This is a genomic window from Niabella beijingensis, assembly GCF_020034665.1.
Classification (GTDB): Bacteria; Bacteroidota; Bacteroidia; order Chitinophagales; family Chitinophagaceae; genus Niabella; species Niabella beijingensis.
In genome coordinates, this window is the sequence record NZ_JAIQDI010000002.1 from 115,712 (window position 1) to 129,552 (window position 13,841).

Sequence of the window (13,841 nt, forward strand, 5' to 3'; positions counted from 1 at the left end):
AAAAAAATATAATTATGCGATCGATGTTTTTTCTGTTACTGTTACAATGTTGGGGAGGCGGCCTGTCGCTTTATGCCCAGGCACTGTATCCGGAGCAGCTCCGGTGCGAATTTGCAGATAACCCGCTGGGAGTGGATACAGATCATCCGGTGTTTAGCTGGACCTTTCGTTCCCGTGGAAGGAATACCCGGCAGTTGGCCTATGAAATAAAGCTGGCTACGGACAGTGCCGACTTTTCCAAAGGACCGGATTGGAATACCGGGAAAGTTTTATCTGGCAATAATACCGGTGTTATCTACAATGGCAAAGCATTGCGGTCTTTTACACGGTACTACTGGAAAGTGAAGGTATATGATCAACAGGGAAAACCTTCTTCCTGGAGCCGTACAGCCTGGTTTGAAACGGCAGCGCTTGATCCGGATGACTGGAAGGGAAGCTGGATCAGCGATGGCAGTGTTGCCCCCGAAAAGGAAGCCGATTTTTATAAAGAGCAACCGGCACCCTTATTCCGGAAGCAGTTCTCCATCGGCAAAAGAATAACGGCGGCCCGTTTATATATAACCGGGCTTGGTTTTTATGAGCCGTATATCAACGGGAAAAAAATAAGCCCTGAAATGCTGGCTCCCGGCTGGACGAGCTTTGATAAAACAGTGCTGTACCGCTCACACGATATCACCGCGCTGCTTACACAGGGTGTAAATGTTGCCGGTGTAATGCTGGGAAATGGCTGGTATAACCCGCTGCCCATGCGCATGTGGGGTGCACGCAATCTAAGAAATGCGCTTGTGACCGGTCAGCCTTGTGTAAAAGCGATGATACGGCTGCAATTTGCTGATGGAACCACAGCGGTTATGGGTACCGATACAACCTGGGAAACAGCCCCCGGCCCGGTGTTAAGAAACAATGTATATCTCGGAGAACATTATGATGCACGGGCCGCACCGGAACGCTGGTATGGTTCAGGAAAAGTATGGAGTTCCGCAAAGAAAGCCGTGGCTGTAAAAGGCCCGGCAGGCAGGTTGACCGCACAATTACAACCCGGGATCACCGTTACAAAAAAACTGCGTCCGGTAACGATCACTGAAATAAAACCAGGTGTCTTTATTGCAGATATGGGACAGAACTTTGCGGGTGTGGCGCATATCCGGCTAAGGGCGCCGGCAGGTACCCGCGTGGTGCTGCGCTATGGTGAAGCTCTTTACAAGGATGGTACTTTAAATGTAATGACCTCGGTGGCCGGACAGGTGAAATCAGGGAACGGTGGTCCCGGAGCTCCGCAGGTTGCGTGGCAGGAAGATGTGTACACCGCTGCCGGGAACGGGGAAGAAACGTGGGCGCCAGGATTTACGTTTCACGGATTCCGTTATGTGGAGATCACCGGCTGGCCGGGAAGACCGGGGAAGGATGATATTGAAGGATGGCGCATGAATGCAGCGGTAGAGGAAACCGGCCGGTTTACGACATCCAATCCCATGTTCAATAAGCTTGCTGAAAATATCCGCTGGACCTTTCTGAGCAACCTGTTCAGCGTACAATCCGATTGCCCGGCCCGGGAAAAGTTTGGTTATGGCGGCGATATGTTCTGCACCGCTAATGCATTCAGCTATTATTTTGATATGGCCAATTTTTACCGGAAGGTTCTGCAGGATCATGAGGATGCGCAACGGCCATCGGGCGGCATCACGGAAACGGCGCCTTATGTGGGGATCTCCGACGCCGGACCAGACGCGCAATCCGGGCCTTTGAGCTTTCAGATCGGCTTTCCCTATGTGATCAAACAGGTATATGATTTTTATGGCGACCGGCGGATCATCGCCCGGCATTATGCTGCATTGAAAAAGCAGGCGCAATTTTTAACCGACAGTTCCAAAGGGCACCTTTATGAAAAAGACCTGGGAGATCATGAATCGCTGGATGAAAAGCCTGTTGCGTTTATGGCTTCCTGTTTTTACTATCATCATATGCTGCTGATGAAAGAATTTGCAGGGATTTTGAATGAAAAAGAAGATGAAAGAAAATACGGATCATTAGCCGACACCATCAAGGCCGCCATTGTAGACAGGTTTTATAATGATGCCACCGGCAGGTTTGATAACGGCACCCAATCAGCACAGTTCGTCGGGCTATGGTACGGGCTGGTATCCGGTGACTCAAAGCAGCGGGCCATCGCAGCAATGAAACAGGCTGTGGCTGAAAAAAAAGAGCATCTCTCCACCGGTATCTTTGGCACAAAAATGCTGTTTGATGTGCTCCGGGAAAACGACCTCAATCAACTGGCTTACACGATCGCAGACCAGCGCGATTTCCCGGGCTGGGGTGCCATGATCGCCGGTGGGGCAACAACACTTTGGGAAACCTGGAAGTATTCCGATAATACGTACTCACAAAACCATCCGATGTTCGGATCGGTGGGGGAGTGGTTCTATCGCTCCCTGCTGGGCATTAACGCAGGAGCTGCCGGGTTCCGGAAAATTATCATAAAACCACAGCCAGCGGGGGATCTGGCATTTGCGGAAGGCAGTTACGCATCGGTCGCGGGAGTGATAAAATCCGGGTGGAACAGGGAGGGCGGTCGTTACCGGCTTAAGGTGACCATTCCGGCCAATACCACTGCCGAGATCTGGATCACGGCAAAAAAGAACAGTATGATAACAGAAGGCGGCCGCCCGTTAAAGGCGGAAAACGGCATTCGCGTGATAAGAAGAACAGCGGACTACGCTGTAGTAGCGACCGGTTCCGGGGAGTATCAGTTTGAGACTGCCGGTGTTCAGGAATGATCCGTATTTCATAACTTGTAGCCGGCTGGTATCTTAACGGACAACTAACATGAACAATTATAATTTTATCAGAAAGCTAGGCTGCATGCTGGTGCTTTTTTCCGCCGTGCAGTGTTGCTGCGGGCAGGGCATTATAAAGGAATTGCCATTGTACGACGGAGCGATACCTGGTGCAAAAGCAACAACCGTAAAAGAGCAAAAGGGTTTTGATCCGGAAGTAGACAGTCTGGTGTACCACGTGTCGGTGCCCACACTTGAGGTTTTCAGACCAGCATATTTACCACCTGGCGCACCGGCTGTGATCATTTGTCCGGGCGGTGGATATCATACCCTGCTGATCAACCGGGAAGGAAGATCGGTGGCCGAAGCCTTTAACCGCAAAGGCATCGCCGCCTTTGTGCTGAAGTACCGGCTACCGGATGATGCCTATCTGACCAACAAAGCCATGGCACCGCTGATGGATGCCCAGCAGGCTATTTTAAAGGTAAAGCAACATGCAGCGAAATGGGGCATCGACCCTCACGCCATCGGGATCATGGGTTTTTCGGCAGGCGGGCATGTAGCCGCTATGGCGGGGACGCATTTTGATTCGGTATATGTACCGCACTCCGGCGGGATCAGTCCGCGCCCCGATTTTATGATCCTTATCAATCCGGTGATCAGCTTTTCAGATGGTACGGGTCATGGGGGATCGCGCTCCAACCTTTTGGGTGCAGGAATAACGGAGGATAAGATCCGGTTCTTTTCAGGAGAACAACAGGTGACGGAGCGGACACCACCCGCTTTCCTGGCGCATGCGGCTGATGATAAAGTAGTACCGCTGGCAAACAGTATGGATCTTTTTGCTGCCTTAAAGAAAAACCGGGTAGCTGCGGAACTGCATGTTTATGCGTTTGGCGATCATGGTTTTTTAAAAAACCTTCCGGCCTTTGAACAATGGTTCGGGAGTTGTATTTACTGGATGCAGACCTCAGGATGGTTGAAGCAGGCCCGTTAGCCGGAAGACCGTTGCTGCATACCGGCGGCATAATCCCTGAGATAATCATAATGACTCCCCAGCATCCCGTTGCGGGCAATGGTAGCCCGTTCCAGTACAGCATTACTATTGCCGGTAAGATCATCCAGCACAAATTTGATCAGCTGTTCTCCGAAATAACGGCTGGCATCCCGCGGTAATTCATTGGGCAGGTTGCCGACCGCCATAATGTCCACTGAAGTTTTTAAATAAGGGTTAGTGATTTCCTTTGTGGTCCGGTCGACTCCATACACCGGGTCTTCGATGGTTTGGGTCCGTTTGTTGATGGGAACGGATCCGTTCTCATCATCGGATACATCGGCAATGGTCTCGATAATAAAATCCTCCCGGCTGATGTCTTCCGTTTCAAACAGGCGGGGCACGCCTTCATACCAGTACACGCCATTCAGTAAGATATCTGTTTGACGGGTATAGGGCTTGAATTTACTCACATACTCCTGCGGATGTTCGTGGAAATCCTGCCGGCTGTAATTACCGGTGACAGCATGTTTGTAAAGGTCGTATCCTTTTAGCTGGGTATATACGGGGTAATTAAAACGCCGTTCCAGGTATTCGTCCGGTTCCACTTCATGCACCCCCATCAGGTTCATGATCTCCAGCAATCCGTGCGCTACACGGCCGCTCCCGGTAACAGCAATTTTAACATTGGGGAGCCGGAGTCCAAAATAAGTATGGATCAGTTCTTTAAAGTTCTTTTGTTTGTATACGCGGTCCAGCCGGAAAAGCCCGGTGCGGGTACCATAGGCCATCAGTCCGTTATGTGCGCCCACGATGCCCGCGAAAAAACCAAACCCGATGATCCGTTTTCCGTCCTCATGTTCCAGGCATTCATAATCGATCAGCGTGATCTTTTTTTCCAGCACCGCCTGCAGCAGTTGTTGATTGTGGGGCTGTTTTTTTTTGGTGTGGGAGAAAAAAAGATAGGTCTTGCCTTCGATCAGCGCGTTTACCAGCACTTCTTTAATACCCAGCAGGATATCGCAGCTGCTGATATCTTCGCTGAGCGTGATCCCTGCCCGTTCATACTCCTCATCCTTATAACACCGGGTCGGCGAAGGCTGGGCAACAAAGGAAAGATGCGGGCGGTGTGCCTGCAGCCATTTGCACTGTGCCGGGGTAAGGGCCACTCGGCTGTCCTGCGGGATTTTTCCTTCGCGTATCAGCCCGATTTTAAACTGCTTCATAGCGGATCGTCTTTTTGTTAAACAAATGCGCCATTAAATTGTAATTTTGAGTAACGGTAATGAAAGTACTTAATAAAATATTATCTGTGCTCAGGAATATCCTTCTTCCGAAGAAAAACTGTTGCAAATAGGAAATTTGTCCTTAAAAAAATATACCGGAGGAAATGTTGTTTTCCGCCGAATCTTCGTAATATTGCAGCCCTTCTGATGCGATCAGTTACCAGCCCAGATGGCGGAATTGGTAGACGCGCTAGACTCAAAATCTGGTTTCGGCAACGGAGTGCAGGTTCGATTCCTGTTCTGGGCACTTGATTATCAATCATTTAGAAAAGACTCACTTGGTGGGTCTTTTTTATTTGCAAACAATTTGCAAACAAACTTTTATCAGGAAGAAGTGAAAGAACTTATATGACTAAGTTAATCCTTTTTTATTGTTTTGGGAATCCTGTTTCTTTTAGCACCTTGACGCTATGAAGCTATTCTGACTCTACTCCTTTCGCTAAACATGGATATAAATAAGGAGATTTTCTCTTCAGTAAATTGATACCTTGGCATAAGTACCAATCTTCATAATTCCTGGGAATTTTCTTTATTTTTTTAATTGAGCAAATCGTGTTCCAACAAAGTCCCAATTCACCAGCTTCCACCATGCATTAATATAATCTGGCCTCCTGCTCTGATATTTCAGGTAATAGGCATGTTCCCAAACGTCAAGGCCTAATACAGGAAAGCCTTTAATTTCTGCGATGTCCATTAATGGATTATCCTGGTTAGCGGTAGAAACTACTTTCAGCTTACTATCAGGAAGGGCTACCAGCCAGGCCCAACCGCTGCCAAACCTTGTGGTTGCTGCTGTATTAAATTCTTTTTGAAAAGCTTCAAACGAATTAAAATCCCGGCGGATCCATTCATTTATCTTCCCTGCCGGAAGATTGCTATCGGAAGGTTTACGAAGGATTTTCCAGAATAATTCATGATTATAATGCCCCCCGGCATTGTTCCTCATTTTTGTGCTGTACTTCGAGATCCGGGATAACACCTCCTCAACTGTGGTGCTACTGGTTTGCACACCCTCTTCTTTTGCAGCTTCTGCGAGGTTTTTTGCGTAGCCTGCGGCATGTTTTGTGTAATGTATCTCCATCGTTTGCGCATCAATGACCGGCTCCAGCGCGTCATAGGCATATCCAAGCGGTTCCTGGACCCATCCTGTTTTCAGGATTAGATTATGGGGTTGCTTCCAATTGAGACCGATACCGGCAGCCAATCCGGCCATGCCTGTATTTTTAATAAACTGCCTGCGGTTGAAATTACTTTTCATAACTGAAATATTTTAAAAGTGATAGAATAAGAGCGCTATTAAATACAATCAAAAAGATTTTGAACTTAGCCGCCAATGCTGATTTTTTAAAGGTCTGTCTCTTTTAATTTTAATTACTTCTTCACAAAAGAAGGATCACTCAACGTCTTCATGAAGGAAATTAGATCTTCTTTTTCCTGCTCCGTTAACGGGATCCGGTTATTATTATTTTTAAATACCGGATCAAGATTATTAGCCCCTAATACTCCATTGTCAAAATAGTCCAAAACTGATTTCAAAGTTGGGAACTGCCCAAAGCTGCCGTAAGGTGCAGTATATTCAACATTTCTTAAAGAAGGGACTCTGAAACTCATATAATCAGCAGCAATCCCGGTTACCCTGGCACGCCCGGCTTCATTAATGTCCGGGTTTAAAGGAAAGCCAATATTCCTGAAACTCTGGTCTGTAAATAATTCCGTGCTGTGGCAGCTTACACATTTCTGCTGAAAAATCTGGTGCCCCCGTGCTTCGCTTTCTGTAAAAGAAGCACCTTCTTTTCGTATTACCTTATCATATTTACTATTGGCAGAAATCAGTGTATATACGTATTGTGCAATGCTGTTGTAAATCCTTTCAGGATTTATAGTTTCATCTCCAAATGTTTTTTTAAATAAGCTTCTGTATTCGGATTCATCTTGTATTTTACCAATAATTTCCAAAATAGAAGAGTTCATTTCTTCTTTTGTTATAATGGGAACCAATGGTTGATGCTCCACCTGAAGCACATTCCCATCCCAATTATAAAATTTCATAAACGCCATATTCTGAATCGGTGGCACATTTCGAAGCCCAACCCTTCCATAAATCCCGATTGCCTGAATATTATTATCGGCAAAGGCATTCGACTCTTTATGGCAACTGGCACAGGAAATAGTATTATTAGCGCTAAACTTTTTCTCCTGAAAAAGCTTTTCGCCTAATTCCATCCCGTATTTTGTAGGTTTATTTCCGTTTACCGAACTGTTCAGCACGGGAAATCCTGCCGGAATATTTAACGAAATTTCGGGGTTGTCATAAGAAACAGGGTCTATGGCATCCTTCCTGCTACAGGCCTGTAATATCAATACGACTGACAATATCCCGAATACTTTTTTCATTTCAAAACGTCTATTTATAAAATGATGTGCCATTGCATTGAATACCTACACACGCTTCAGCATATTATTTCGACACATACAAAGCAGGATCTTTCACAAACGCATCCTTACAACCTTTCGAGCAAAAGCCATATACCTTTCCTTTGTAATGTGCTGTGTCCGCTACGCCTGCGGTTACAGGCATCCCGCAAACCAAATCTTTCGGATTGTCAAATTTTATGTTTTTAAACATTTTTTCAGGATGTAAAGCAGTATTCATTCCTCCATCATATAAAGCTCTCATACCGTCCACCATATCTTTATCAGAATTAGTTTCATTGCCGCCTTTAAATGGTGGCTGTGGGTCATATTCCAAGTCAAGCATGGCGGCTTTGGTATATTTTTCTCCGGCTATTTCATTTATCAATGCAAGGCTCATATCTATGCCCGCTGAAACACCGGCACTTGTCCAGTATTTACCGCTATGCGTATATCGTGTGTTTTGAATTTTTGCCCCGTAATCGGCAGCCAGTATTTTTTTACCATACCAATGTGTAGTAGCTTCTTTATCTTTTAACAAGCCTGCCGCACCCAATATCCACGCACCCGTGCAAACGCTGGTGGTGTATTTTGAGGTACTGTCAATGCTGCGTATCCAGCTTAAAAGTTCATCATCTTTTGTTTGCTCATACGTTGTAGCCAATCCTCCGGGCATCAGTAATATGTCCAGGTGTTTTACTTCATCAATAGAAGTGTCTACCTGTACTTTTAAGCCAGCCCCATCTTCAACAATACCTTTATGCTTTGCTATAAAAAAAACTTTGCTTCCCATCAGGTGTGTAAGCACCGAATACGGTCCCATTGCATCTAACGGAGAGTAGCCATCATATAAAAAAATACCGACCGTTTTGATTTCTACTTTGGGTTGGGGAAATATTTCCGCCATTGATGCTGGTTTTACCGTTTCCTGATTTTTATTTTTGCAGGCTGTTACCATGACTATGGATAATACAGCTATGATTATTTTTTTCATTACTATAAAATTTAAAAAACGGCAGCCACTCAATTGGTTACCGCTACAATTGAAAAATTAAAACTTTCCTGTTATAGTTACTCCCCACATTCTTGGGCTACCCATCATATAGGAGCCGTAACCATAGGCCATATAACGTACATCGTTGAGGTTGCGAATCCACAATGCAATGTCTAAATGGTTGCTGGTAACACCAGCTCTGGCATTGAGCATACCATAAGCACCCTGATGATAGGAATTGGTAAAATCTAATTGATATTCACCTGTGTATCTAAATTCTCCTCTTATAAATGCTTTAAAGGTTTGAGCAGATTTGGAAAAAGGAATACCATATTGAACCGCAAGCATAGATTGCAATGCAGGATTGTTAATCGCCTTATTCCCTTTGTAATCTTTTACAGCATTTGTTGCTGCATCAAAAAGCTCTAATTTTTTATATTCGCTATGCGAGGTGCTGGCAGTCCAGTCTATTTGTAAATTTTTGAAAGGAAGTACCGATGTTTCCAATTCCAATCCATAGTTATTCATATCACCTACATTTAGGGTGGCATAGTTTATACCATCTTTGGAGGTGGATACCTGTTGGTCTTTTTGTTGAAAATAAAACGCAGTAAGATTTATTTTAAGCCTGTTATTGAATAAGTTGTTTTTGACACCTATTTCATAATTATCCGATTTCTCGGGATTATAGGTAGGGTAAGCAGGGTTGCCAAAATTAAAGCCCCCTACTCTAAATCCTTTTGCATAAGAGCTATACACCATAGAATTTTCCGTCAATTTGTAACTCAAAATAATCTTAGGCGTAAATGCGTTAAAAGTTTTCTTTGCCGTGCTGTCCGCAGTCAAAGGCGTTACCGTACCATCTTTTTCAGAAGCCGAATTTTGGGTAAGTTCGCGATGTTCTATATCATATCTCGCTCCGGCTGTTACATCAAGTTTTGGAGCTATAGAATATGTAGCCTGCCCATAAAACGCTACTCCGTAAGACTTTCTCTTTCCATTACTGATCGAAGCATAAGGGGCATTGGGGTCGTACAATGCATAATCCTGGTCAAAATAAGTATTGTTACCATTCTTCAGCCTTTCACCGAAAAGAAATGAGCCCGCGGTCCATTTCCATTTGCCTGCATTTGCCGGTGAAGAAAAGCGAAACTCCTGTGTAAGCTCATTTTCTTTTGTCCAATTCTTGCCACTTATTAACTGGTCAGGAGTAAAATCAAAATCAAACCTCCCCGGAAACCAGATATGATAATCAACCAATGCAGTAATAGAAGTAAAATTAAAATTACTGCCAAAGTATTTTATTGCTAAAGAAGTGTTGAAATTAGTTCTGCGTTCGGTATTATCCCAATTTCCAAAAGCCGTATAAGGATTGGCTCTGGCCATGCTGTCGGTGGCAGCCCAGGGATAAGCGCCCTTGTCTTTATCATTTTCATATCTTGTGTTCCAGTCTATTGTCCATTTATCCGATGCAAGATATTTCAGGTTCACATTTCCACTGTACGCATTATGTTGGTCAAAATTTTTTGTATTCAATGTAGGATTTGAATAAACAGAACCACGACCATTAGACTGTAAGCCGGCATTCACAAATAACTTATCCTTTATTAATGGTGTATTGAAACCCGCGCTGTAACGCTGTTGTCTATAATTACCAAAATCTATTTCAGCAAAGCCGGTCATTTTATTTACCGGCTTTTTGGTAATAATATTCAGTACGCCGCTATATGCATTTCTCCCATAGAGCGTGCCTTGGGGGCCTCTCAAAATTTCAACTCTTTCAATATTATTAAAATTGAGCGGTGCGGAAAAATAGTCAAACTGATAAACTCCATCCACGTACGTTGCTACAGATTGGTCATTAGCAAAACCCATTGCACCCCGAATATTGATAAAATTAGAACCTATACTATTTCCATGCTCCACTATAAAGGTGCTTGGAGCTAATGCTGTAAGGTCGCTGATAGTCCACACACGGTATTGTTCTAACTGTTTTGCATTCAATGCGGTAACAGCGATTGGCGTTTTTTGTAAGTTGGTTTCAACCTTATCTGCTGTTACTACTACTTCGTCCAATTGTTTACTTTCTTCTGATAAAGTGAAATTTATTTTTGTTTCAATACCTGCGTTAACTGTAATAACTTTTAGCTGTTTTGCAAATCCAACCAAACTTATGCTTAGCTGGTAAGTTCCTGGGGCAATGTTTGCGAAGCTAAAGTTTCCGTATTTATCGGTTATGGTTGTTTTACCTGTATTCAGGATACTAATGGTTGCCGCTTCAATTGGGTTGCCATTTGTAGCTGCAACTTTTCCTTTAATAGTTTGCGCTTGAACATTTGCCAATAAAAATGTTGCAAGAACAGTATATATAAACTGTTTCATTGTTTGTCAATTAAAAAATGTTCAGCCATTCGCTCTTCCTTATTTTTACAGGTGGCAATTGTTATAGCCACCGCAAAAACTATTATTATTTTTTTCATTTTATTTAGTTCTCTACACTGCCGATAGAAAACATTCCTGTAATATCGCTTGAACCGTTACCACCCAGGTTATCTACAAATTTTACCATTTGATCGGCAGTATGAATATTGGGCGTAGCGTTGTCGTCCATCCCGGTTCCTGTTGTGAGCGTAATAGTATTGGTTTTCCCGCTCAGCAGTTTATCAAAATCTGCTTTAATGGTGACTTTCGGTGCATTACGGCCAACTATAGCGTGGGTAGTAAGATCTAAGGTAATATCCCGGTACCCATCAACCCCTTGTGTGTACGCGCCTTCAGTTCCTTTAACAGTGCTTCCCGTATGAATGGACATTTCTTTATTATCGGTATCGTAAAAGCCTTCCAGTTTTGTGAAACGGTAACCCGTGCCCCATTCCCACATCATTTCCGTATCATTAGACCCTGCTGCAGCGTAGAATTTTGGAAATTTTACCTGATCTAACGTATTCAGATCCTGTTTGATTCCCAAGCCGAATTTGATCTGTTTGTATTCACCTGTCGGTATATTGCTCAAGGTATAATCCAGCGTTTCAGATTTTGCCTGGTTTACAACAGTTGCACCCTTATCCAGGTCATTAATATTATAAGGAATTTCGGTCCCATCAGCTTTTATAAGCCGGATGTTGCTTATTACATATTTCAGTTCAGAAAAATGATGCACCTGCCCTTTGGCTGAAGTGTTTACTGTGGCTGTGGCAGTAGTGGCATTGCCAAGAACAATCGTTGTACTTTTAAATGTATTATTAAAATGTAAAGTAACATTGTTTGCAACTGGAACATCATCGCTCTTACTGCAAGAAAATAATGCCAGTGGAAAAGCAGATAACAGCAGATACTTTTTAAAATTTTTCATGTCTTAGATTTTTTTAATTATGATTTATTTGATTTAGGATTAAAAATTAAATTTTAACGATGTGAAAATATTACGTCCCATTCTCGGGATATTACCCCAGTCTGCATAAGTACTGTAATACCTGTTTAATAAATTCTCTGCCCCAACCTGTAAGACGGTTCTGAAGCTTTTAATATTGAACCAATAATCTGCTGAAGCATTCCAGATTATATAAGCCGGTGTTTGATCCTCGCCATATTCCGGGCTGTAATTGATCTGTGCAAAGTCTCCATTCAGCGAGGTTTGAACGCCCAATTTTTTATACATAAAATGAAGGAATGTCTGGTAGCTTAACGGGCGAATGAACGGCAAATTCCCGCCGTTATCGTCTGTTGCGCGTGCGTAAGTGAGCGATCCATTCCAATGTAAATGCTCCAGAATATTATAGTTGACATTCAGTGCCAGGTTAAAAAGCTTAGCATGGTTTAAGGAGGTATAACCTTTAACGCCCACCGACTGATAGTTCATTGGGCTTCCTAAACTCAAAATTTTCCCGATGATATAATTTTGAATGTAGAAATAGTTCACTTTAGCTTCAATGCCCATTTTCTCGTTTTTAAACCCTGCGCTGGCATTGGCTTCATAGGATATCTCATTTTTTAAATCAGGGTTACCTACATAATCGTAGCGGTCAAAGCTATTATAGATATAATACCCGTATCCTTCGGAAACAGAAGGTGCCCTATGCCCATACCCGGTTCCAACAGAAAAATTAAACTGGTTGATATTCAACTGGTAGCTTGCATGTAAACCCGGTAAAAGCCTGGTTTTTTCCTGCGGTGCACCTGGGTGAAAAATCCAGTTAAATTCTACATATTTAGATCGATTATAATTAACGCCAACAGTACCACCAAAATTCACCTGGCTTCTTTCTGAAATGTCCCAGGAATTATTCATAGCAAGGCTTGCAAACTTTGTTGTAACCCAGGGCCAGCTATAAGCAAACATGGTTCTTTTGCTTCTGTCCTGCGGATACATACGCATTTCTGCAATTGATAAATTATTATAAGCATTCAGTTGGATCTCTGAAGAATAATCGCCGCTTTTTAAATTTGCTTTGGAAACCAACCCGTAAGTAGTACTCCAGCCCGGCATATCCATGTGTACTAAATTTTCCGGGCGCTTGGTATCATCCATATAATGTTCTATAGCATTAAAATACACCTTGGTGTCCCAGACTTTTATCAGTCCCTCCTGAAATAATTGCTTATAGGAAGCTGACGTAATAAGTGCACGGGAAAGCCACAGATCCATCGGGAGGGCGGGAAAGCCCACATCCTTTGCTACATCAAAAATGGCGTCTACTCTTAGTGCTGAAAACGGACTTGTCTTGTAGGCCATGCCTAACGAAGTATTGAATTTATTGTATTGTGAGTGCTTTACTTCATCATTATTTCCATCATAATAATCACCTGCTTTTCGGTAGGAAACACTTCCGTCTGCCACAAACCGGTTAGTGGAATAGGATACATTCCCAAGGTTGAAGAATTGCTTGTTATTCATTTCAAAACCGGTTTGATAGGAGCCGCCCCATTTTTTTTCAAGACTGAACGGCGTGCTTTTTCGTTTCAAATCTATGCTTCCGGCAACAGTGGCACCGTGCAGGCTGCCTTCCTGTCCGGATTTGATATCAATTGCAGAAAGATTATTACTTTCCACATAGGAAGTGATCGGGTCCATTTTATCAGTACATGCACCGAAAATATGCATACCATCTATTGTGACGGTTGAGCGCTCCGTGCTCATGTTATTCAGCAACGGTTCCCAGGCATAGGCTCCTCGTTTTATAAAGCTTATATTGTTGGAGGATGCTAAAAATTCATCAACGGAAACCGCCATTTTCATTTCAGTTTCCATCTTCTTTTTGGCAGTCGCTACTACTTTCACTTCATCCAGGGCTTTAGCGCTGTCTTTTTTTTCCTGGATGCTCTGGGCATTCGCAGCTATTCCAAACAACAGAACCGGAAACATTAACCTCTTCATAATA

General features: G+C 43.5%; 9 protein-coding genes and 1 tRNA gene. 3 read left to right on the forward strand and 7 right to left on the reverse strand.

Features of this window, described 5'->3' with window-relative positions; genetic code table 11:
• The first annotated feature begins 14 nt into the window (after positions 1–14).
• Together K7B07_RS16615 and K7B07_RS16620 are read left to right on the forward strand one after the other, a co-directional pair.
• Positions 15–2,777 carry a family 78 glycoside hydrolase catalytic domain gene (locus K7B07_RS16615; RefSeq protein WP_223711607.1) on the forward strand — a complete coding sequence of 921 codons (2,763 nt, stop codon included), beginning with the start codon at positions 15–17 and terminating at the stop codon, positions 2,775–2,777.
• A 49-nt stretch (positions 2,778–2,826) separates the two neighbouring features.
• Entirely contained in the window at positions 2,827–3,774 is a 948-nt protein-coding gene (locus K7B07_RS16620; protein WP_223711609.1) for an alpha/beta hydrolase, read from the forward strand.
• Here the strand turns inward: K7B07_RS16620 and K7B07_RS16625 are convergent.
• The gene (locus K7B07_RS16625; RefSeq protein ID WP_223711611.1) at positions 3,771–4,997 is read right to left on the reverse strand and encodes an NAD(P)-dependent oxidoreductase; all 1,227 of its coding nucleotides are present in this window, start codon (positions 4,995–4,997) and stop codon (positions 3,771–3,773) included. The two genes, K7B07_RS16620 and K7B07_RS16625, sit on opposite strands and share 4 nt — an antisense overlap.
• 223 nt (positions 4,998–5,220) lie before the next feature.
• Here K7B07_RS16625 and K7B07_RS16630 point away from each other — a divergent pair.
• Positions 5,221–5,304 (forward strand) — tRNA-Leu (locus K7B07_RS16630).
• 282 nt (positions 5,305–5,586) lie between these two features.
• On the opposite strand, the gene K7B07_RS16635 is transcribed toward K7B07_RS16630, so the two are convergent.
• The 6 genes from K7B07_RS16635 to K7B07_RS16660 all read right to left on the reverse strand — a co-directional run bounded on the left by K7B07_RS16635 (position 5,587) and on the right by K7B07_RS16660 (position 13,837).
• Positions 5,587–6,315 (reverse strand): Fe-Mn family superoxide dismutase, encoded by a 729-nt coding sequence (locus tag K7B07_RS16635; RefSeq protein ID WP_223711613.1) that lies wholly within the window; start codon positions 6,313–6,315, stop codon positions 5,587–5,589.
• A 113-nt stretch (positions 6,316–6,428) separates the two neighbouring features.
• On the reverse strand, positions 6,429–7,451 hold the full coding sequence (locus tag K7B07_RS16640) for a cytochrome-c peroxidase (protein WP_223711615.1): 1,023 nt from the start codon (positions 7,449–7,451) through the stop codon (positions 6,429–6,431).
• Between the two features lie 64 nt (positions 7,452–7,515).
• A complete protein-coding gene (locus tag K7B07_RS16645; RefSeq protein ID WP_223711616.1) occupies positions 7,516–8,463 on the reverse strand; it encodes a DJ-1/PfpI family protein in 948 nt (315 codons plus the stop codon).
• Between the two features lie 57 nt (positions 8,464–8,520).
• Positions 8,521–10,845 carry a TonB-dependent receptor gene (locus K7B07_RS16650; protein ID WP_223711618.1) on the reverse strand — a complete coding sequence of 775 codons (2,325 nt, stop codon included), beginning with the start codon at positions 10,843–10,845 and terminating at the stop codon, positions 8,521–8,523.
• 103 nt (positions 10,846–10,948) lie between these two features.
• Positions 10,949–11,815, reverse strand: coding sequence for an MbnP family protein (locus K7B07_RS16655; RefSeq protein WP_223711619.1), 867 nt, complete (start codon positions 11,813–11,815; stop codon positions 10,949–10,951).
• Positions 11,816–11,854: 39 nt separating this feature from the next.
• Complete coding sequence (locus K7B07_RS16660; protein ID WP_223711621.1) at positions 11,855–13,837, reverse strand: TonB-dependent receptor plug domain-containing protein; 1,983 nt, start codon at positions 13,835–13,837, stop codon at positions 11,855–11,857.
• Positions 13,838–13,841: the final 4 nt, after the last annotated feature.